This is a genomic window from Coprococcus sp. AF51-11b1, assembly GCF_027682785.1.
Taxonomy (GTDB): Bacteria; Bacillota; Clostridia; order Lachnospirales; family Lachnospiraceae; genus Allocoprococcus; species Allocoprococcus comes.
Genome location: NZ_JAQCZB010000009.1, coordinates 96743 through 118857 on the forward strand (window position 1 = coordinate 96743; position 22115 = coordinate 118857).

26 protein-coding genes are annotated in these 22115 nt (G+C 40.0%); 1 reads left to right on the forward strand and 25 read right to left on the reverse strand.

Annotated features, from left to right (window positions below; genetic code table 11):
- Positions 1 to 490 precede the first annotated feature (490 nt).
- The 14 genes from PGY05_RS10070 to PGY05_RS10135 form a co-directional block, all read right to left on the reverse strand.
- Complete coding sequence (locus PGY05_RS10070) at positions 491 to 1279, reverse strand: hypothetical protein (protein ID WP_270475812.1); 789 nt, start codon at positions 1277 to 1279, stop codon at positions 491 to 493.
- A gap of 15 nt (positions 1280 to 1294) precedes the next feature.
- Positions 1295 to 3427, reverse strand: coding sequence for a transglycosylase SLT domain-containing protein (locus PGY05_RS10075; RefSeq protein WP_270475813.1), 2133 nt, complete (start codon positions 3425 to 3427; stop codon positions 1295 to 1297).
- 15 nt (positions 3428 to 3442) lie between these two features.
- Positions 3443 to 5359 carry a hypothetical protein gene (locus PGY05_RS10080; RefSeq protein WP_270475814.1) on the reverse strand — a complete coding sequence of 639 codons (1917 nt, stop codon included), beginning with the start codon at positions 5357 to 5359 and terminating at the stop codon, positions 3443 to 3445.
- Positions 5360 to 5425: 66 nt separating this feature from the next.
- Entirely contained in the window at positions 5426 to 5920 is a 495-nt protein-coding gene (locus PGY05_RS10085; protein ID WP_330672991.1) for a hypothetical protein, read from the reverse strand.
- 169 nt (positions 5921 to 6089) lie between these two features.
- On the reverse strand, positions 6090 to 6311 hold the full coding sequence (locus PGY05_RS10090; RefSeq protein ID WP_270475815.1) for a hypothetical protein: 222 nt from the start codon (positions 6309 to 6311) through the stop codon (positions 6090 to 6092).
- Between the two features lie 279 nt (positions 6312 to 6590).
- Entirely contained in the window at positions 6591 to 6794 is a 204-nt protein-coding gene (locus PGY05_RS10095; RefSeq protein ID WP_117500889.1) for a helix-turn-helix domain-containing protein, read from the reverse strand.
- Positions 6784 to 7299, reverse strand: a complete 516-nt coding sequence (locus PGY05_RS10100) for a sigma-70 family RNA polymerase sigma factor (RefSeq protein WP_270475816.1) — start codon at positions 7297 to 7299, stop codon at positions 6784 to 6786. The genes PGY05_RS10095 and PGY05_RS10100 overlap by 11 nt, the downstream gene beginning before the upstream one ends.
- Positions 7300 to 7575: 276 nt before the next feature.
- Positions 7576 to 8007 (reverse strand): zinc ribbon domain-containing protein, encoded by a 432-nt coding sequence (locus PGY05_RS10105; protein WP_118621654.1) that lies wholly within the window; start codon positions 8005 to 8007, stop codon positions 7576 to 7578.
- A 16-nt stretch (positions 8008 to 8023) separates the two neighbouring features.
- Positions 8024 to 8455: a signal peptidase I gene (gene lepB / locus PGY05_RS10110; RefSeq protein WP_270475817.1), complete on the reverse strand. Its 432-nt coding sequence runs from the start codon at positions 8453 to 8455 to the stop codon at positions 8024 to 8026.
- Between the two features lie 43 nt (positions 8456 to 8498).
- The gene (locus tag PGY05_RS10115) at positions 8499 to 8840 is read right to left on the reverse strand and encodes a hypothetical protein (RefSeq protein WP_270475818.1); all 342 of its coding nucleotides are present in this window, start codon (positions 8838 to 8840) and stop codon (positions 8499 to 8501) included.
- A 15-nt stretch (positions 8841 to 8855) separates the two neighbouring features.
- A complete protein-coding gene (locus PGY05_RS10120) occupies positions 8856 to 9800 on the reverse strand; it encodes a ParM/StbA family protein (RefSeq protein ID WP_270475819.1) in 945 nt (314 codons plus the stop codon).
- Positions 9801 to 9912: 112 nt separating this feature from the next.
- Complete coding sequence (locus tag PGY05_RS10125; protein WP_117500884.1) at positions 9913 to 10470, reverse strand: hypothetical protein; 558 nt, start codon at positions 10468 to 10470, stop codon at positions 9913 to 9915.
- A complete protein-coding gene (locus PGY05_RS10130) occupies positions 10452 to 10664 on the reverse strand; it encodes a hypothetical protein (protein ID WP_147356321.1) in 213 nt (70 codons plus the stop codon). The genes PGY05_RS10125 and PGY05_RS10130 overlap by 19 nt, the downstream gene beginning before the upstream one ends.
- Positions 10665 to 10850: 186 nt before the next feature.
- A complete protein-coding gene (locus tag PGY05_RS10135) occupies positions 10851 to 11585 on the reverse strand; it encodes a hypothetical protein (protein ID WP_118621657.1) in 735 nt (244 codons plus the stop codon).
- Positions 11586 to 12063: 478 nt separating this feature from the next.
- Here PGY05_RS10135 and PGY05_RS10140 point away from each other — a divergent pair, with 478 nt between their 5' ends.
- A complete protein-coding gene (locus PGY05_RS10140) occupies positions 12064 to 12315 on the forward strand; it encodes a helix-turn-helix domain-containing protein (RefSeq protein ID WP_118621658.1) in 252 nt (83 codons plus the stop codon).
- A 99-nt stretch (positions 12316 to 12414) separates the two neighbouring features.
- Here the strand turns inward: PGY05_RS10140 and PGY05_RS10145 are convergent, their stop codons facing one another.
- The 11 genes from PGY05_RS10145 to PGY05_RS10195 all read right to left on the reverse strand — a co-directional run bounded on the left by PGY05_RS10145 (position 12415) and on the right by PGY05_RS10195 (position 22087).
- A complete protein-coding gene (locus PGY05_RS10145; protein WP_118621659.1) occupies positions 12415 to 12651 on the reverse strand; it encodes a hypothetical protein in 237 nt (78 codons plus the stop codon).
- 140 nt (positions 12652 to 12791) lie between these two features.
- Positions 12792 to 13184, reverse strand: a complete 393-nt coding sequence (locus tag PGY05_RS10150) for a hypothetical protein (protein ID WP_118621660.1) — start codon at positions 13182 to 13184, stop codon at positions 12792 to 12794.
- Between the two features lie 82 nt (positions 13185 to 13266).
- A complete protein-coding gene (gene ligA, locus PGY05_RS10155; RefSeq protein WP_118621661.1) occupies positions 13267 to 15270 on the reverse strand; it encodes an NAD-dependent DNA ligase LigA in 2004 nt (667 codons plus the stop codon).
- A 319-nt stretch (positions 15271 to 15589) separates the two neighbouring features.
- Complete coding sequence (locus PGY05_RS10160; protein WP_055303570.1) at positions 15590 to 15868, reverse strand: hypothetical protein; 279 nt, start codon at positions 15866 to 15868, stop codon at positions 15590 to 15592.
- A gap of 64 nt (positions 15869 to 15932) precedes the next feature.
- Entirely contained in the window at positions 15933 to 16586 is a 654-nt protein-coding gene (locus PGY05_RS10165; protein WP_195368646.1) for a ComEC/Rec2 family competence protein, read from the reverse strand.
- Between the two features lie 4 nt (positions 16587 to 16590).
- Complete coding sequence (locus PGY05_RS10170; protein WP_270475821.1) at positions 16591 to 17526, reverse strand: GerMN domain-containing protein; 936 nt, start codon at positions 17524 to 17526, stop codon at positions 16591 to 16593.
- Positions 17523 to 19004, reverse strand: coding sequence for a sensor histidine kinase (locus PGY05_RS10175; RefSeq protein ID WP_195413071.1), 1482 nt, complete (start codon positions 19002 to 19004; stop codon positions 17523 to 17525). The genes PGY05_RS10170 and PGY05_RS10175 overlap by 4 nt, the downstream gene beginning before the upstream one ends.
- Positions 18949 to 19638: a response regulator transcription factor gene (locus tag PGY05_RS10180; protein ID WP_008374691.1), complete on the reverse strand. Its 690-nt coding sequence runs from the start codon at positions 19636 to 19638 to the stop codon at positions 18949 to 18951. The genes PGY05_RS10175 and PGY05_RS10180 overlap by 56 nt, the downstream gene beginning before the upstream one ends.
- Positions 19639 to 19651: 13 nt before the next feature.
- Positions 19652 to 20314 (reverse strand): helix-hairpin-helix domain-containing protein, encoded by a 663-nt coding sequence (locus PGY05_RS10185; RefSeq protein WP_022220712.1) that lies wholly within the window; start codon positions 20312 to 20314, stop codon positions 19652 to 19654.
- 81 nt (positions 20315 to 20395) lie between these two features.
- Positions 20396 to 20827, reverse strand: coding sequence for a DMT family transporter (locus tag PGY05_RS10190; RefSeq protein WP_055157555.1), 432 nt, complete (start codon positions 20825 to 20827; stop codon positions 20396 to 20398).
- 78 nt (positions 20828 to 20905) lie between these two features.
- Positions 20906 to 22087, reverse strand: coding sequence for an aspartate aminotransferase family protein (locus tag PGY05_RS10195; protein WP_215634004.1), 1182 nt, complete (start codon positions 22085 to 22087; stop codon positions 20906 to 20908).
- Between the last annotated feature and the right edge of the window lie 28 nt (positions 22088 to 22115).

Sequence of the window (22115 nt, forward strand, 5' to 3'; positions counted from 1 at the left end):
TTTACGTTCTTTTTTCTCTTCTTTAAGATTCTGTTTTTCCGTCTGTTTTGCTTCTTTTAGCTGACGTTTTAATTCTTTTACCTCGTTTCCTATGACGCTCGCCTCCTTTTCCACTCTGGCTCCGGTATTGCTGTTTTCTTAATCTGCGATTCCTTTTTAAACGATATTTGCCGTCTGGAACTGTAAGTATTCTCCGCCCCCGCAGGTATTTCAGAAACTGAAATAAAAAAGAAGTCAGGCTTTCCCCCTGTACCCCTAACACCGCAAATATAACAACTGGTATCATTACAATTATCCCGGCATAGATTTTTCCTTTCACGCTGAGGTTCGTTGCCATAAGCAACTGAAATAAAAGAAGAGCCAGAACCCCTGCTTCAAATGCATTTCTTAATCTGACTCTTCCTGAAAAAATAGTGCCTTCTTGTGCAAAATTAGGCGGAATTGTATATACGTCTACCTTTTCTCTCTGTGCGATTTTGACCACCTCCTGTTAGTCATATTGATTTCTTTTCTTGCGGAACAAAAGTCCAATGCCCAGAACCGCTGCTAATAAAATACAGCCACACAAAACATACTTTTCTCTTGTGCTGCCCTCCTTCAAAAGAATCTCAATCTTATTCTCCCTATCCGCTATATTTCTTGTCCCAGCCTTTTCAACCATTTTTGTTTCCCTTTTTTCTGCTTCTGCCACCGTTCCTGTTTTTTCCTTTGTGACGTTGATTTTCAAGAGAAGTAATTGATTCTGTTCCATTTCCAATACATCCTTTGCATATTCCGTTTTATAGATATACTGTTCATCTACTGCCTCGACCGCTTTTACTTTATAAACTCCGTTATTTACCGCAACATTTTGTTCATACAGATTATCCGGCGACAATTCATATTGCCTGCTCTCTCCGTTTTCTTTCTGTATCGTAACGTAGACAGTTCCCGTAAATTTAGGAAAATACTCCGTCCGTAAAGCAAGTGTGGCTGTTGCTTGTTCCGTATCCGTAAAATTTTCAGCATACGTTTCACGTTCTTTCCATTGATCTGTTTTCGCACTTACATTGCCCATGTCGTCAAATAATACATACTTCCCTTCTACGTTTACGGTATCATATGCCCATGATCCAACAATTTGTTCTCCTTGTTCATCAAAGCCCCTACCTTCTTCCCACCGAATAATCTCTGGTAATTCCTGCTGCTCGTTCCCTTTTGCAAATATCTCTGCACGAAACATACAAACTAACAAACTGCATGTGGCAATCAAACAACACATTTTCCTTTTTGAATACATCTGCCACTCCTCCTACTAATCTTTTCCAATAATCCAAAATGCCCCGGCACTTAAATCACGACCGTATGATTTTATCGTATCAACGCTGTATGCCTTTGTACTTCTCTCCCTGCTCGCACAATCTGCAATGGTAATATACCCGTCTCTCGTAACGCCGGTAAGCACGATAAAATGTCCGCTGCCACTTCCCGTTATGGTGTATGCTTCACAGATTTCCACAACCATTTTCCCTTCTTTTAAGGATTGCACAACATAATCCATACGATCTTTTCCTACACGTTCACAAGTTAATCCCCAGTTACTTGCAGCATTTCCGATAAAAGAATGTGCCGTACCTGCTCCCGGTACATACTCTCCGTTATTCATGGAGAATGCACAGGTTGTCTGTGGATTTACAATCTTTCCGGTAAGCGTAGATATGACAATGGACATTGAAGTTGGTCCGCATCCAGCTGCCCCTATGGTGCTTGTGCCATACGGCATACTCCCCCAAGGTTCTTCCGTCTGATTAAAATAGACTACTTTTTTGACTCCTTTTCCAACCGTATCGTAGGTGAAAATATCGCCTGATGCATCAATATTGCTGACGTAGGTATCCTCCCCGCCGCCAGTTACAAAATCTTTCCATGAAAAGAGGGAAAAGAAAGCATCTTTCAAGGCAGCCACTCCTTCATCCATCACTTTCAATACCTTTAAGACCAATTCAAAAGTACTCTGGCTTGTAACGTATTTATATTCATATCCGCTTCCGGATACGGGTTGTGAACTAAGAAGAAGTGCAAGGGTATATTCGACTGTTTGCTTCATCACAGGAACAGTTTCCTTTACCACGTTTTCCCCATCTGCCTTCAGCTTTTCATAGGTGGTTTGATCAATCTCCTGCTTCCCTGATTCTAAAATCTGATAATATACGGACTCCATAATCTCACGTTCTTTTTCATCTGTGACAGACCATGAAAAAAAGCTGTCAACATGTTCTGTGACAGCAGTTTTTAACTGTTGATATGGTTCACTCAAATCTTCATCCGTCTCTGTTCCCTCGTTGTTTCCATTCTTTCGTTCCTCAATTGTCAGATATCCCAAAACCTTTTTCACATAATTTTGAGTCTCTTTATACGGCGGAATTTGATATCCATATTTTATAACTGCCCCCGGACCTGCGTTATAAGCAGCAATCGCAAGTTCTAAACCATTGGAATAGCCTTTGAACTGTTCCAAATTTCCAGCAATATATTTTGCACCGCCCATAATATTTTGACGGGCATCATAAGGATCTACCCCTAGAGAAGCGGCAGTTCCCGGCATAAGCTGCATCACTCCGATTGCTCCTGCACTGGAAACGGCACTCTGATTAAAATTTGACTCCGTTTTTCCCATTGCTTTTAATAAAGCCACCGGAACACCATAGGACTGTGCAGCCTCTTGGAAGTAAGCATCATATGGACTTGACAGATTTGTTGTCATATCTCCCCACTCACTGGAATATCCTAAAAACTCATTTCTCGTGTTGGAATCCCAGATATCCAGTAAAAAAATAGAAAGATAATAGCTTGCATTTCTCTTAAACTTTGTTTCATATTCATCTATCACAGACAATTCGTAATCATTATAATTTTCCTGCTTATCTGCAGCAATCTCTTCCAACCTTACATCTCTATTCTCCTCAATGATTGCCATAATCTCATGCTCATACTCTTCCTTGTCCAAAATCTGCTCTACCCGGACTTTCAGATTGGCAAGTTCTTCCGACTGGGCTTCATTTGCAAAGGCATCTGCATCAGCGAATCCAAGATAAGTCAAAATAATACCAATGAGATTTGCAATAATAAACATCCATAAGAAGATTGCCATCAAAATACCACCGACTACCTTCCAAAATGTTTTACTCGTTACAATCACGCCTACAACTGTCCCCAGCGGTCCTGCAAGGGCGGTTCCTGTTGTTGCACCAGCTGCTGCTGCACCTCCCTGTGCCGAAGCAGTTGCGGCGTAAGCTGCCTGTGATGTATGAGCCGCCTTTTGTGCCGCACCTGCTCCCTGTCTGGCCTGATTTACTGTTTTCTGAATTTGCCCCGCTGTTTGTGCTGCCTGACTTACAGTACCAGCTGCACCATCTAAAGGAGAGGCATTTGATTTGTCATCTCTCATACATTCACCCCTTCCTTATGTCAGAAAATCATCTTCATTCCGTCTGTGATTTTTCTGGTTTCGCTGATTAAGTTCTTCCCTTGATTTTGGAACTTCCCAGCTTTTCCTTGTTTCAGCACCGTTTCTCCTGTCCTGGCTTCTAACCTCTTCCGTATTTAAACCATTTAAACTATGGTCTGTATCCATGGTGGAAGAAGTATTTTGATGTATCGGTACATCAAAATCGTGATATCCTTCTGACTGATAGCCTCTGTTCTCTCTATCCAAGCCATCATTTGTATGCAGAGATCTACCCTCTGCTGTATAGTCTTGTCCACCTGCATCAAAAGAATCGGACAGCATTACACCGCCATCTCCGCCTATTTCGCTGATAATTCCACCAGACTGTCCGGATACCTGTTTACCAGATAATTGATTTCCTCCAGAAAGCGGCGATTCTCCACCGGATGTATCCATTCCACTTCCAATTCCGATATCTTCGCCACCAGTACTACCAATTGCATTTCCGTCTAATTCCATTTCAGGCTCTATGGAATCTCCCGTTTCTGCTTCATCTTCCTCTACCGGATAATCTCCGAAATCACTCACCATACTTCCCTCTCCTGTGAGCACGGTATCCATATCTGTACTATCTGCACTTTCCACAAGACCATCTGTACCTTCCACGAGACCATCTGCAGCATTCTCTGACAACTCACCGGAATCAAAGTCTGTGCCATCGGAGAAACCATTCATATCTGTCATTCCCTCTTCATCAGCAAACGTATCTTCAGGCATCATACCCATTTCTTGCAATACACCGCCCTGTTCCTTATCCATAGAATCAAAGTCGTTTCCATCTGCTTCCATATCTACTGCTTCATCAACTGTTGCACTATCAAAATCATTTTCGCCCTCCATGTGCATCGCATCACCGTCGTTTCCAAATCCCATTGGAATCGGACCTGGTGCAGCATCCGTCATTCCGGCTCCATCTGTAGATACCTGGCTATTTCCTGCATGATCACTTGCTCCTGCTGAGTCACCGACGCCCCTTCCAACATGTGACAGCACTCTTCCGGCTGCCATCATCAGACCAAGCGCCCCGATTCCAGTTGTTGGTCGTCCTAAATTAACGCCCAGTGAGGATAAATATGAGTCTAATTTAAACGTGACTTTACAAAAGCCTACCAGACATAACGTTGCGACAAAGAATTTGGTAAATCCGTAACTGCTTGCATTAAGATTCCCATACCCTGATAAAAACATTTTCAAACACCATGAATTCAGAATAATTAACACAATCTGTCCGCCAAACATCTTCGCCCATGATGCCAAAATGTTATTTGTTGCTTTTGAACCGCCCGTACCAAATGCTAAAGGTGCAGTGTAGGAAAATACACCAAGCAATACATATCTCTCTGCAATTACAAAGAGCATTTTAAAATAATTCCATGCAACTACAAACTGCATGATTAACATAAGCACTGCTATGTTTAAACTGTCAATTCCCAGTCCGCCAGTCAGTCCTTCCAATGCTGATACATATTCGGAAAAGCTGCTTACCTCAATATCCGTTCCCGCAATCCATTGATACGGTGTACCTGCCACCGTCAGAATATAGTCAACTAATGGCTTTGCCGCCACAATAAAAAATAGACTGATTCCAGTCCGGCATACCAATTCTATTGGATCTTCACTGGAAACTCCTGCTTTTCCAAACATGCTTTTAAATAACTGCCAGACACAAATCAAAAGAAGCAGGGCTATTCCCATCGGTAGCATCACATTCGTATACAGGTCTCCTACCACAGAAAATAATTCTTCAAATAAACTAAGGTCACAGGACAGTAGCTCTGTAAACATATCCGTCACAAGCGTCATCATGTCGATTACAAACTGTGACAGCATTTCTCTGATTCCCTCGACCAATAATTCTAATAACCAACCCATGTATGTCTCTTACCCTTTCAGGCAACCTCCTTTCTGCCGGGAGAGCACCGGCTTTTTCTGTTTACATTAACCGCCGAACATACTCTTTGGAATGATACTCTCGAAATATGTTACAATCGCTCCCATTGTCATGAGTGCTGCCCAGCAAATGATGATTCTCTTTAACCAGGATCTTGATTCATCTACTGTCCGACCTGATTTAGAAAAATTCATTAAGAATAAGCAAACTGCCGCACACACAACCGCTGCTACTGTTGCTATCCCCGCTACATCTTTGTAAACTGTCTGCATCGCATTTTTTGCTGTATCAAAAATACCGGCGGCAAAAACAGGTGATGCCGAAACCGCAATCAGTGCAACAGCTAAAAAAGCAATAAATGCAAAACGAGGAACCAGTTGCATGTACTGATTCCCCGCTTTTAGACTATCCATATTCTGTTTTTTGATATTTCCTGCCAATAACTTCCCTCCCTTCTGTATGAAAATCAACTTACTTTTTGCATAAAAAAAGACAGCCCTTTTGTGACTGTCTGTTTGCTGTAATGTTTTGCGGCTCTCCATGCAAGTTCCGTTCATGCACAAAACTTTACTTTACCATTGTATCTTCAAGGAAGTCATCTGTCAATAACAATGGGGTTGCAATATAGTCGCATACTCATGGCAATTTCATCTCTTTTTTCCCTTATAGGGGAAAGACCGTCAATATATAACAGCCTTTCCCCTCTTCCTTCTATGCCGCTGCTGGCAGTACAGCACTTTCTACCATTCCAAAATCAATACAATAACGAATACGGTCTGTTTCGAACTTAATATATGTATCCGTCACCTCCACAATACGCCTGACTTTCGCTGTTTCTTTCCATGTTCCATTGCTGAAATACTTTGCGCTCATTCCTCTGATTACCGGCAGCATGACTTTACCATAAATCTGTATAAATTTCTTCGTTTTCATTCGTGTTCCTCCTTTCCATGTCCTGTAGTTTCCGTAACACTATCCTCCTTCCCGATACATTTTTTCAGGCAAACAAAAAAAGACACCGATCATCCTAAAATAATCAATGTCTTTCTTCTTAATTTACACGCAGTAAACTGCCTAAATTTTAGTTCCAACCTATGCCGAAACAAAAACCCCTCTTTCAGAAATCATTTTCTGAAAAATACTTGTACCAATTTTATCTTATAACAATATATGGTTTGTGTCAATACTAAAATACAACATATAGTACCCCCCTTATTCTTCCGGTTTTGATTGAGGATATGGGAATTTTAAAATACACATCAACATGGTATAGACAAATTCCTGATATAGATCTTCATCAAACTTTCCATTCACAACCGACTTACTAATCAATAATGGACGGTACATTTCTATTATATCCATCATCGCTCTTTTATCATATGCTTTCGCATACTTCAACATTTCTTTAAACTCCATGACGTTTACCTCCCATTAATTTCCGTAGCTTTCTGATAGCATTATAGTATGTATTTTCAGCTTTTTTCTCTGGAAATCCAAGAATCCAATCAATTTCTCGAAATGTTTTTTCGTAAAATATACGGAGCAAAATTACTTTTTTCTGTTCTTCAGATAACGTAATTAATGCTTGTAAAAGCTGATAATCTTCTATCTGTTCTAAAAGCAGCCTGCTCTCTACTATCTCACTAAATACTTTCCCTGACAGTTTTTCTATTTTTCCAAATAGTTCTTCTGTATCCTGCTTCAGAACACTCAGGTACTCTTCATAATTTACTTCAAGACTTTCAATCCTGTATTTTTTCCTCAGGTATTGTCCTCTCCTGTTTAAAATTGACTGTTTCACATACGCACTAAACTGCATTTTTAATTCATCATTATATTTATCCATCTCTGCCTCCTGAAAGTTTTTACTCATTTCGCTGAACCTTTCAGGCGGTGACCTTGCCCAGTATTTTTTCTGCATCCGCATATATTCATGCAGAAAAATACATTTTTCGACAAAAAAATAGACTGTCAGGATCATGTCCCAACAGTCTGTTATTTCGCTTATATTACCTTGATTGCAGTATTTCTTTTTTATAACTCTACCGTTTATCTCTAGAAATATCTGCCAAAATATTTGTTATACTTCTATATGAGATTATACCTTTCTTTTGTATCTTTCAATATTAAAATGGTTATTTAGTATAATCTTAACACCAATCTCTTATGTCAATTCTTACTTTTTACTAGCATTTTCTTAATTCACAGTTAATATATTCTCCTGAGAGTCCTTTTTCTCCAAAAATTCCTGTATATCCCCATCGAAAGAAGTAAATGTGTCTACTGCCACTTCCTCAATTTTCTCAAAGTCACAATCAATCATTTCTGAAGTTCTTTCTTCCTCTTCAACACATCTCTGTTCAATCATCTCCATTAATGCTTCTTCCGATACAGCCTGCATATACTGATTTCCGCATTTTGGACAGATACGTGCTTTCTTCAGTATTTGTGCCTTGCACTTTGGACAAGTCTTATATTTTCGACGTTCCATATCCTCTCGTGCCACAAACAAAATAATTCCTATGACACCGAGAAAGACAATCATACTTCCTGCTACCCTATTCATAAGCTGTACACCTACCCCCATAAGCTGCACTGCACACAATCCATATATTTTGTTCATTTTCATGATTCTTCTGCCTCCTCTAAAATAATTTTTTTATAACGATCCCCTGGACAGCACTTCTGCCTATACATCCCCAAATACGTGAGTCCAAAGAATCCATCATATTATCCCCGATTAGAAAATACTGATTTGCAGTTACTATAAATTCCATACTCGTCCGTTTCATATCAACAGATTCCGCAGCTTTTTTCCCATTCACGTATACACCACTTTCGTCTATACTGACTACATCACCTTCTATAGCCAGTATTCTTTTTACTACCATGAGGTCAAGTTCTTCTATGTATGCGATAATAATATCATCTTTTTTTGGTACTCCCCATTTCTTTAATAAGAGTGCATCTCCATTCTGAAAAGTCGGTTCCATTGACTTCCCGTTTACATACGCTACTTCAAAAAAACATTGAAACAAAAACCTGATCAATACCGCAATGATGATTGCCAGCGTCATTCTGCCTGCATTTCTTTTTGTTCTCGTATACCTCTCTCCTTTCCTACTCCATATCCTCAAACATTGCATAATTCTGACGCATCAAATCAGCTTCCTCCCGATCCAGCCCACTATCCTTTACATCTTCTACCTGAATCAGTCTGTCCGCCTTATCCTGTTCTCCTATTTTATGAATCGCTGACTCTGTTTCTGATAACTGTTTCCTTTCCGGCTGTTCTACAACCGGTATCCTTCCATCTTGCAGCTCCCAATAGGCAAGTACCGCCTTTACAATGTATCTTGCCTTTTTTCTGCCACATTGGTTCAAATAGGCACTTACCCGTCTATGATTTTCATCATCTTCATCAAATCTCAAATTAAAACGGTGTTCATCCTGTTTTGCCATAAGGATACCTCCCTTTTACTGCATTTTTTTATCAAACAGATATTTTTTTCGGTACCCATGTACATTGACTTTTGAATCATTTACCACGTAATATTCTCCGTCATATCGTTTCCACACGGTTTCAATTATCTTTGATAAAAGAATTGAACCTCCACCTACAAAAATCGTCATTGCCGAACGCAAATCTATTCCGCACTCCCGAAACATTCCCAGTATTTCTTCCACATGTTCGGTAACGATTTCTACTACCCGTTTTCGAATCGCCTCGCCGTACATACAGCTTTCTTCTTTCAGAACAGAATCAATATCATTTTCTTTTAAGTCCAAGTCAAACTTTTCACGAATCCCTTTATTTACCCTCTGATACATGGAGATAACGCCTTTTCCTGTTGAATCTGTGTAATTCCACAAAATCATACCCTTCTCCAATAACATGTAATCTAAGGTATATCCGCCAATATCAATCATCAATACTTTTGGATATGTAGACAGTTTCAGTTCTTTCGCCAGATACAGATATGCAGCGTATGTCTGCATATGAACATATACATTAGAGAAAGTCAATCGGTATGACCTTCCCATATATGCACAATGAACCAACCGCCCCTCTCGATAAAAGTAGTCTCTGAACTTTTTGTACTGACTCCGATAATATAGCGGCGGAAGTCCTACTACCAGGTCCATACTAATCAGTTCCCCCGGAATAAATGGTCTGGACTGTCTCAGCTTTTCCAATTCTTTTGCAATTGCAAACAGTGTCAGTAGGTAATAACGGTCATCCAGCGTCTTATCCGGCAAATACACATTTCTTTCATGGCTTAACCGATAATATTTATCTTGAAACATTAACGCCTCTTCATTTTCCCCCGGCATGCTCTCCAATGCCGTAATCCCAGAATGAAACTCAAAATTTTCTGTTTTAATTGCTTTATTTCCTGTGTCAATCGGTATCATTAACATATTTTGTCTCTCCTTTCCGGTACAAATCTTTCAAAAATTATTGTGTAATTTATGCGCATTGATTACTTGTACCTAATATAAATTTTTCGCACTTTTCATGTCAACAGAATATCTATTCCACTTCAAAATTATTTTTGAAGTACTCAATAATCTGTCTGCTCTCGTCTTCATATCCCCACAAAATACTGCTGACAGCTTGAAAAGCCTGCTCTCGCCACCGGAAATACGTTGCCCGGTGTATTCGTGTGATTTTTGGAAAATGCGGCTCTAACAGGTCTAATATCTCATCTATGTTCTCTGCTTTTCGTGCTGACATATAACTGTAATATAAAACCCAGTAATAACGTTCTCCTTGCGGATGAAAATTTCTCATCAACTCTACCGCTTCATCTATCAGTTTCAGAAACTTATTAGATCGGTTGATTACTTCTATCCTCTGCTTCATATCATCTAAATCCTGATTGATATCCATACCAGCCTGATAGATACTATCCAAAAATTCATCAAGATCCGTTCCATACTCTTCCCGTATCCGGTGCTTTACTTGATTGACTTTAATCTGCATTCTCCAGTTTACGGCTCGATATATTTTAAATAGCCGGATTACATCATGGTAAACGTTATTTTCCTCCCCAGTAAAATCCCTATTTATTACTCCTGTTTTTCCCATATATCTGCCCCCAATTTCTTTGCAGTATCTTTACTTGTTTTCTGTTCTTCTCTTTCCTCATAATCTGCCAGTTTTCTATCACTTCTTTTTCCTACCACAAGGCAGCAATACAATAAAAAAAATAAAATGCCACCTATAACGCTTAACAACAACATATAATTCCTCCAAACTGTTTTCCATTCTCCTGTGTACATCCGTCTGAACGCTTCAGTGACTACTGTATTTAATTGTCAATGTACCAAACTTCAATAAATAAAAAGGCGGTACATGTGATGTTTCTGTAAATAAATATAAATTTAAGTGTAAAAAACCATAAAAAAAGAATTTCAATTATCAACTGATAATCAAAATCCTTTAACTTGTCTTATAATACATAAATATTATTCTATTCTTTTTTCCCCATTTTCCAATATCGGTGCATAAAAGGCTGTCACTTTCAAGCCTTCCTCCTGATAATCAATTTGCACATAATAATCTCGAATCATATATGCTGTATATTGTCCCTGTAGGGAATACAGTTCCATGGTTTTAAAATCTATAAGAAATAAATCTCTTACCTTAGGGCTTTTGTCTTCCGGCACATACGTTTCTGTTACCCTTTCCAGCTTCTCCAGACAAGCTTGGCAGAATAATTTTCTCGCTACCTTTCCATCTAAAATACTATCTTCTCCATAGTTCACTTTTACATTAGAAATCCCACGATTACTCATAGGGCTGCTGTAAAAGAAATTGCCACCCTCTCCCGTTCCTGTAATTGTATTTACAGAACCGCTGGAATTAATCAGTTGTCCTGCATCATCCCTGTTCCGTGTACGGAGATTTTCCACATGCCAATGGTTAACACTGACAATTCCCAATTCATCAGAATTCCGATACATTCCCATAAGGCTGCGCTTATTATTTCCGCACAGATAACAGTCCACCGAATCTTTTACTTTTGAATGAGCAAATTCGATTTTTTTATATTCATAAGAAACCTCTTTCTGATTTTTTCTCTCTTCAATAAGATTATCTTTCTGACTGAAAAATTGAACCCCGTTCCACAAAAGAGATGCAAAAGATAAGAGCACCATTCCCCAAATTAGCTTTACATGTACCACATAATACCGTTTCATTTTCCTCTACCCTCCTAACACTCTCTATTTATGATTCTATCAGTCATTATTTATGTTTTATCATAAAACAAATTCAAAAAGAGGGTATGAAACGATGTGGAATCCAACCGCCAACTTGCAGTGCTACTCCAGAAAATTTCATTGATGGCGAAATAATCCATGCACAGTTATTCCTTCTACATATGTTTTATAAAAGGATCTCCAACAAGAGATTATTTTTCAATCTTTAACCAATGCCATGAATATCCTGCTCTCAATATTCTTGCCCTCTCACATGGCTCGTTTTTCCTACTTTTTCAAAGGTTTTTCTATTTCATTTGTAAAATATAAATTTTTAAAAATTTTTTTACCACATTCTTCATTTTGCAACCTATTCATTGCAATTATATCCTCTTTCTCCCATAGAATCAAGATAGCAATGCAACGTATTCATTGCAAATTTTTCTGTAATATGTATATAAGTAAGGGAGAAAATAAAATGGATCAAAAATTAAAACAGGACATATCAATCGGCACTAGAATCCGGGAACTTCGGATAGAACGCCATATGACTCAAGAACAGGTAGCAACAAAACTACAACTTCTGAATTTAGATATCACTCGCAGCGTATATTCACAAATAGAGAACGGTACATATAATATTCGAATTTCTATCTTAGCAGGCTTGGCACAAATCTTTCAAGTGGACTACAATTGCTTTTTTCGTGATGTTCACCTCTCCATTTCTTAGGTTTTTTAGAATTGAAAATATCTATTGCATTACTAATAGTGTAAATTACAAAAAAAGTACTGGACATCTCCAAGCCCAGTACTCTTTTGCATCATGCTCTTAATTCTCTTCTTTCTCTTCTTTCAACATTGCTATAACTTCTTCCAAACTCTTACCTGAGTTCTGAACTAATCTATAAAGTTCATCCTTTTGCTGTTCTTCAATCTTTATTTTCAAATCTTTTCTCTTCAGACGTAAATTTTTTAATGAACTCTCTGTAGCCTCAATCTCCTTGTCAACCAAAGCTAACTGTTCTTCCAAAGTAATTTTTTCCATTTTCTTTCTTCCTCTTGGCATAATTATATCCTCCTATATGATTATATTTTTTATTCTATCACTTTTCTTCTAATAATACCACAACTTCTTCATTACACTCTTTATCCCTCTAGCCCTTACTAGATTCATATAATTATGCTTCCTTAAAAACACTTTACAGCCTAAGTCGTTTTCGCCTCCCTTTTAATAATTTCAGAAAAATAAATTCTTTGCATTTCTAATGAACCATATTCCTCCCAATCAAAGTACTCTGCATCTTGATCTGTCAACCTCTCTCCGCTTGCAACAATCTTCAATCTGCGTATTATTTCTTTGACGGAAGGAAATAATACCTTGCTGTCATTTGTGTAAAACAAATACATATATCCTCTTGATGTAGTAAGATTTTGCGTACTGCCAATGATAATGACTTTAAATTCTGCATCATTTACTACGGAAATCTCTGCTGTTTTTAACTTTTGATTCCAGATAATATCTAAACATTTAAATACTGGCTCTCTTTTTAAACTGCTATATCCATTCTTTATCTTTACTGCAAGCTCTCTATACCCCATACTATTCTCCTTAAAAAGGCATTGACTATTCCATAAAATAATCAATGCCTTTCTGATCTTTACCTATTGTCCCTTTCTTTACCTATGCAATCATATCCAAAAATTCTACTTCTGAAAGAATTTTTATTCCCAATGACTGTGCCTTTGCTAGTTTACTTCCAGCCTTTTCACCGCAAATTAGATAATCTGTATTCTTACTGACTGAACTCCCTGGTTTTCCACCAAGTTCCCATATCTTTGTATTGATTCCATCACGAGTAAAGGTCATAAGTTTACCTGTAACAACAATCGTACAGCCTTGAAACGGATTATCAACCGTTACTAACTTGTTTTCTTCTGTTTCACTCTCCATAGGTCTAAAGCTCATTTCCATTTGCAAATCCCTCCACAAGCTCAAATTCTCTTCATTTGCAAACCACGTATGAATATTTCGGTTTAAAACATCTCCGAAATCTTCTATCTTTGAAAAATCAAAGTTTCCTGTAGCCGCTTTCTCAAAGCTGTCCAAATTTCCTTCAAAAATTTCACACAACACCCTGCTCTTTGTCGTACCTACCATTGGAATGTCCATTGCAGTCAAATAATGGATAAAATCTGTGTTTCTGCTCTCATTGATTGCTGTCCAAAGCCTCTCATAAGACTTTTCCCCATATCCATCCAAAGCAACAATTTCTTTTCGATACCTGTCTAAATGGTAAATGTCCTGGAATGAAGTAAGCCATCCACATTCCAAAAAACGCCGCAAATTTGATTCGGAAATCCCAGATATATCCATTGCCTTTTTCGCTACAAAGTGAACATACTTCTTTAATATCTGGCTATCGCATTCCGGATTGTCACAGTATATAGTCTCCAAAGTATTTCCTTTATTCGTTTTCCCTTTCCGTATTCTTGTATTACGGCCACAACAAGGGCATTGAAGCGGATAAGTGTCATAATAAAACCCCCTATCAAGGTTATCCTCTATATGTGGAATAATCATATTCCGCTTTGAAACCAGAATACGGCATCCAGGAACCAATTCCAAATTCTTAATGAAAGACAAGTTATGGAGTGATGCTCTTGAAACATCCGCACCGTCAATCTCTACAGAATCAAATACAGCAACCGGTGCTAAATCACCAGATCGTGAAGGTGTCCATTCTATTTCTTGTAGTGTTGTTTCATAAGTTTCATCCTCAAACTTGTAGGCAAGTCCATCCTTATAATGGTGTCCAGTTTTACCACATTTAAAAGAATAGCTAAGATTGTCATAAATAAGAACCAAACCATCTATGGGAATTCCCTTTTCACTTGCAACAGTTTTCAACTTCTCAATCTGCTCTTTAAGTTCTTTCTCACTGTGTTTTCCTGCTTCCATATATACATAAGGACAAGTATCAAATCCCAAGACTCCAAGTTGCATTAGCTTAAACTCCCTACTATCAACACCAGTTCCTTCATCCATCCCCTCTAACACATTAAAGGGAATAAAATGAACATGTCGTCCTTTACACACTTCTGGATTCAGATTACGGACAGAACCGGAAGCCAAATTGCGGGCATTTTTATAAGGTTCTCCATTTCCATCTCGGATTGTATCTTTTAACTGGCGAAAATCGTCCTTATAGATAAATGCCTCGCCAGTCGTAACAAGCCTTTCCCTATAACTGATAGAAAGCGGAACATTTTCAAATGCAGGGATATTGTGGGTAATATCCTCTCCAACATTTCCATCACCACGAGTAGATGCCTGTACCAGCCTACCCTCTTCATAGACAAGCTTAACAGTCAGTCCATCCAGTTTCAACATCAGTAAGGTATCCTGATTTTCCATAAAATCAGCCAACTCCCTAATCTGTTTTGTTTTTTCAAGCGAAAGCAACGCTCTTGTATGCCTTACTTTCGCTAATTCACTGACTGGATAATAACCGACACTCTGCGTTGGCGAATTAGAGAAGATAATTCCTGATTTTTTCTCCAGTTCTTCCAAACGGTCAAATAGACGGTCATATTCCTTATCAGTCATCTTTGGGGAATCCTTATTATAATATGCATCCCGCTGTTCATTCAATGTCTGAACTAATGTTTTAATTTCCTGCAACATGTTACCCACAGCTCCTTTCTACTACTTTGATTGTTTAAGCGAAACTATGTCCTACTTTCTGACACAACTTTTGTTAAGACAAAAAAAGACACTGATTATTCCATAAAAATAATCAATGCCTTTCTGTACTCAAAACACGATAGCAGACTTCATCTGCAAAAATCATGGTTCTAATCACTCTGCTTAGAACAAAAGTTTTATAATTCCTTCTGTATCTCGGAATTATAAATGTGTGTCATACTTATTTTATATGTAGAACCTATAACTGTCAATAGAATACTTTGATCATTAAATTTGCCCAATACTATCAAAATATTTTCTAACTATACTCATGTTTTAATCTTTTATATTCGCTTTTCGCACGTAAATAACTATAATAATTCCAAATATTTGCTGTAATTGGTATATCTTTCAAATATACAAATTTACTCATTACATGTATCTTATGAACAACACACCAACGATAAATATCTCTCATATATAATTTCTCACCTGCTTCTATCCGATTGCTTAAATACCAAAATTTAGAAATATCTTCATCTCTTTTAAATATGATGTAAAACTTTACATTATAATACTCCACAACTGCATACTGCATACACATCTCTCCTCTTCCTGTGTTTCCTGTATCAAATAATATCTTTTTTCACGCACAATCAACATTATACACATATATATCCACTAGTACATTTTTTGGCAAGCAGATGCCCGATCCCTGCCACCCGGTAAAGTTCTTTTACTTTCTCTTCTGTATAAAAAGAATCTCCCAGAAGAACCGCACACAAAATACCCCCTCGACGCTTTCCCATCTCTCTGCAGATCTCATCTGCGGTCCGGTTCCTAAACTGCCACAGCTTTTCGCGGAAGGAAGTCTTTTTCACCTGTTTTTCCAGAACCTTCCCTTTCCATAAGACTGCCTGGATATTCTGCTGCTTATAATAATTTTTCTGGTCAAAATTGCCCGGATTGGCCGCCGGATCAAAAAATCCCACATTGCCTTTAACTAGGATCCGCTGTCCGATTTCCGGACCATTTCCCTTTTCATCCAGATAGACAAGCAGCCTCTCGTCAGCGACTGCTTTTCCATTCCCCATCTCTCTGATCTGTATTTTTTTCAGATACAGGATCAGTTTTTCTTCTTTTCTGGTTTTCTGATAAACCTCTCCTTCCACCATCACTTCTTCCGACTCTTTCCAGAGCTTCTCACACCTTGACACACCGAGTCTTCCAAAAATCTTTCCTCCCCCTGTCAGATACAGTACCAGAATCAGTCCTGCCAGAAGTATTCCGGCAAAACCAAGTCTTCGCTTGATCAACCGATCAATCCTCCTTTATCATTTCCTGGTTTCTGCTCAGAGGTTCATCCAGCTTTATACTCTCCTGATATACAATACTGCTGTCTCCGTTGATTGAAATCTGTACTTCAGAGACATTTCCACCATCGATCACTGAATTTACGATGGAATAGATCACCGTCTCCGGACTGACTCCCGGAGCAATGTTCCGAAGTCCTTCATCAAAATTCAGATAGCAGATATGATCTTTGATCGACACACCCAGCAGCTTTGTTCCTTTTGGTATGGTAGCAAGCAGTCTGTTATTGGATGGTCCTCGCATCAGCTGTTCCACTACAACCCGTTCCTTCGACTCATTGCTGTTATACCGCACCGTATCCTCTTCCTTTTGCAGCTTTTCTCCAGATGAATCTGCATAATACAGCGTAAGCTTCATCTCCTGGAAAGAGTTAATAGAAGAGCCTGTGTTCTGTACAAAATCTTCTGCCTGCTGGTATCCATAAGTATTCCCTTTTTTATCCGTAAGTGGCGTTCCATCTACACAGATCATCACCAGATCCACTCCATCGATCTGCGTCAGTGAACGGACAAGCGCTGCCCTGCACAGAACCTCTCTTACCGTATCCATCTTTCCGTAAGCCGCATTATAGTACAGGATCAGCTTTTCATCCTCCAGAGTGTATCTCTCCAGTTTTACCTTTTTCGGCAATGCCGCCTGTGCCTTCACCTCGTCATCACACTTCTGCAGCGCAGACAGCATTCCTTTTACTTCTTCGTCCACCGACTTTCCTGTTCCATCGTAGTCCTTCGGAACCAACGCCGTTCCGCTCTGGTTAATCTGGTAAATCGTGTATTTTGCATCTGCTTTCTGTTCCTTTTTACTGCATCCCACAATGCCTGTAAGAAGACACACCGCAAGAAGAATGCTTATGATCTGGTAAATTTTTTTCACTCTTCTCATCCTTCCCTCTTGATATAAGTAAGCGGGATCCGGACTGTAAATGTCGTTCCCTCTCCCGGTTCACTGTAGACCTTGATCGCACCGCGGTGCATGACAACCGCATTTCTTGCAATCGAAAGCCCAAGACCGGTTCCGCCGATCTCACGAGAATGGGATTTGTCCACACGGAAAAATCGCTCGAATATATGATCCGTATCTTCTTTCGGAATCCCGATTCCAGAATCCGCAACCTTCAGATAAAAATACTTATGATCCGCATTTAACGACACGTGTACCCATCCGTTCTCTTTATTGTACTTGATCGCATTTTCCACCAGATTCGTGATCACAAGTGCAATCTTTACCTCATCAATCTCCGCTGTCACCGGACGAAAACTCTCAAATACCAGTTCAATATTACTTTTTGCCGCAAGTGGCTGTAATCTTTTGAGAATCCGTTCTACCAGTTCATTAACATCCTGACTCTTAATATTTAAGTTTGCACCCTTCTTATCCAGTTTTACAAGATCCAGAAGGTCATTGATGATCTTATTCTCCCGCTCGATTTCTTCGGACAAATCACCCATAAATTCCCGGTAAAGCTCCGTCGGTGCATCCGGCTGCATCAGCAGTGAATCCGCCAGCACCTTCATAGAGGTCAACGGTGTCTTCAACTCATGGGATACATTTGCCACGAACTCTTCTCTCGATGCATCCAGTACTTTATAGCGGTCCCACAGCTTATTAAATGCATTGGAAATCCGTTCCGTTTCATCGTAAGCATTTTCATGGAGATAATTATCTCCATAGCCTCCTGCCATCTCCTCGATCGATTGAGACATCCTTTTCAGCGGCCTTACAAGCAGCATACCGATGATTGCTGATAAAAAGATCCCGATAATACTGATTGCAACCGTTGCAATTCTTGCCTTTGTCTGCAATGCCTCTACATTGTCACGCAGACTGTCTGTAGAAACACTAACCAGAATCATTCCTTTTACCGGCTCTTCCCCTTTTTTGACCGGGACTGCCACTTCAATGTACCGGCTCTTTCTGTCATAACTTGCCGGCTTCTCGCCGCGGAAGCATTTGACTACATCCTCGGAAATGATCGTCTTTCCCTCCTCCAGATCATAGGTATCTTCCACAATCCGGAATTCATCATCAATAACAAGCACTCTTCCATTGTAAATATTGGATAACTGTGATAGTTCTGTATCGATCACATCAGAAACTCCCGTTTTCAGATAATCAGAATTGACCAGCTGATTACTCAGAATCGTACACTGGTTTTGAATCTCTGCTGTGCGCACGGATACGGTTCTCTGATCATAGCTTTGCAGAATCGCATTCATCAGGATCACACTGGATAATATGACAAATACGCTCAGGATCACTGTTACCCGCACTTGCAGACTTTTTATGAATTTTGGTACAAAAAATTTAACCCCTGAAATAATAGCCAACTCCCCACTTTGTGTAAACGTATTTCGGATCACTTGGATTTACTTCAATCTTCTCGCGCAGTCGTCTGATATGTACATCTACCGTTCTTGCATCTCCCGGATACTCATATCCCCAGACAATATTCAAAAGACTTTCCCTGCTGTAAACCTTGTTCGGATTCATTGCAAGAAGCTCCAGAAGATCAAATTCTTTTGCGGTAAGATTCAGTTCCCTGTCCCCGGAAAAAACTCTCCGGCTTTCACAGTCGATCTTCAGATCTCCCTTTACCACAACTTTACCGCTCGCGCTCATCCCGTCTTTTTTAGCGACCCTGCGCATGATTGCCTTCATTCTGGCCTTAACCTCAAGAATGTTGAACGGCTTTGTGATGTAATCATCTGCGCCATATTCCAACCCGAGGATCTTGTCCATATCCTCGCCCTTCGCAGTGAGCATGATGACCGGTACATCTGAGAAATCACGGATCTGTCTGCATACTTCAAATCCATCGTATTTTGGAAGCATGACATCCAGAAGAATCATATCATACTCTTTTCTTTTTACCATCTCAAGTGCTTCCTCACCGTCGTATGCGCAGTCAACTTCCATATCATCCTGTTCCAGGCTGAATCTCAGTCCTTTCACGATCAGCTTTTCATCATCTACTACCAATACTTTTCTGCCCATCTTGCGCACTCCTCTACTCTACCGTTATCTGCTCCCGGATCTTCTGAAAGATTCCTTCCTTGATCCCGTCCACTTTCTTCAGATCCTCTATCTTCCTGAATCCACCGTTTGTCTCTCTATAAGCAATAATTGCTTCCGCGCGGGACTCGCCAATCCCGCTTAAGCTTAAAAGTTCAGCCTTTGTCGCGGTGTTCAGGTTTATTATTCCTGTGTCTTTTCCCATCCCGGCATCTGCCATATCCGATGGTGAACCTTCTTCTTTCAAAGTCTGTTCTTCTTCTCTGGATGGCACATAAATCCTTTGTCCATCTGTCAGATGTGCTGCCTGATTCAGATAAACCTGTCCTGCTGCCTCCGTCAAACCTCCCGCTGCTTCTATGGCATGCGTGATGCGGTCTCCTTCCTGCAGTTCATATACACCGGGTGATGCCACCTCGCCACATACATACACCCAGATCGAACCTTCTTTTTCTTCACCACCCGGATCTGCTTTTGCCTTATCCGGCTTTTCTTCGGCAGCCTTTGATTCTGCCTCGTTTTTCTTATCCCCGGCATCCGCTTCTGCAGCAGCCACACTGGTAAAGGTCTCTTCTTTTTCATGGCATGCTGACAGCATACAGCTGATTCCAAGGAAAATTCCACATATTTGATATAAAATCCGTCTTCTTTTCCGCATACATACTCCTTTTCCGCAGAGCATGTCCCCTCGTACTTCCAAGACATGATTATTGTAACGAATTTTTTTCCAAAAGACAACCTATTTCCACTGAAAAATTGTCGTGCCGATCAGAGCGATCCCCATACCGATCACTTTTCTCCAGGAAAATGGCTCTTTTTCCACACCAAATAATCCCACCAGTTCAATCAGATACGCCACACTAAGCTGAGACATAACGATCAGAAGTGCCGCCTTTGCAGGCCCGAGCTGCGCCATACTTTTGATCACGGTCCAGGTGATCCCTGCTCCGATCACACCACCAAGCAACATATATTTAGGCTGCACCTCTCCTATCGTGGCAATACTGTCCCTTCCCATGATCAGCCACATTACCAGGCAGATGGCAAATGCACTAAGCTGCACCCAGGCATTGCTCACCCACATTCCTGTCGTCTTTGTTACCTGTGTGTTAAATACCCCCTGCACACTCATCAGCGCTCCCGACAGCAGGGCAATAAAAAATCCGGTCATCTTTCATACCTCCTTTTCTTCTGAAAGTATATCCGATGACCGGCTCTTTTATTCTCTTATTTTTATCAGGCACCGACTTTATGCAAGTGCTTTTTTCAGGATCTCTGCCATCTCATCTACCTGTTCTTTACCGATAACAAGCGGTGGGATCATTCGGATCACATCTGTTCCAGCTCCGATGATCAGAAGTCCTTCTTCCAACGCTTTGGCTGTCACTTCACCCAGCGGCTTGGTGACCTGAAGTCCCTGGATCAATCCTCTTCCCTTTACTTTAACGGCTGCATCGCAGGTATCCACGATTTCCTGCAGTTTCTGTGTCAGATATGGTGCGATTTCATTGACATGATCGAGCATATGCTCTTTTTCAAAGATCTCAATAGTCTTGCTGACCGCTGCACAGCAAAGTGGGTTTCCACCATATGTAGTTCCGTGATCTCCCGGTACCAGCGAATTATCTGCAACTTCTTTTGTCATCGCAAATGCGCCGACCGGAACACCGCTTCCGATTGCTTTCGCCATTGTCATAATATCCGGTGTGATTCCCATCTGCTGCCATGCAAACCATGCACCGCTTCGTCCCATACCACACTGTACTTCATCGCAGATCATCAGGATTCCGTTCTCATCACAGATCTTACGGATTCCCTGCATAAATTCTTTTGTCGCTGCGTTAATTCCGCCTTCGCCCTGGATTGTTTCCAGAATGATCGCGCAGGTCTTATCATTTACCAGTGCTTTTACACTGTCAAGATCATTGTAGATTGCAAAATGTACACCAGGCATAACCGGTTCAAATGGCTCTCTGTATTCTTTGTGTCCGGTAAGTGCTACTGCACCCATACTTCTGCCGTGGAATGAATTCTCCATTGCAATAAATTCATAACGTCCGGTTTTTTTTGTGTACGCATATTTTCTTGCAGTTTTGATCGCACCTTCGATTGCTTCTCCACCACTGTTTGTGAAGAATACCTTGTACATACCGGTGATCTTTTTCAGATCTTCTCCTGCTTTACCGCAGGTTGTATTATAATACAGGTTTGATGTATGGATCATCTTGTCAATCTGAGCCTTTAATGCATCATTAAATTCCTTGTTGTTATATCCCAGAGAAGATACCGCATATCCTGCTGAGAAATCCAGATATTTCTTTCCTTCCGGATCATAGAGATATGCGCCGTCTCCATGGTCCAATACAACCGGATAACGGTTATAAGTTTTTAAAATCGCGTCGTCCTCTTCCTGCATATACTGATTTGTCATAAGAATTACCTTCTTTCTTTGCCTTCCC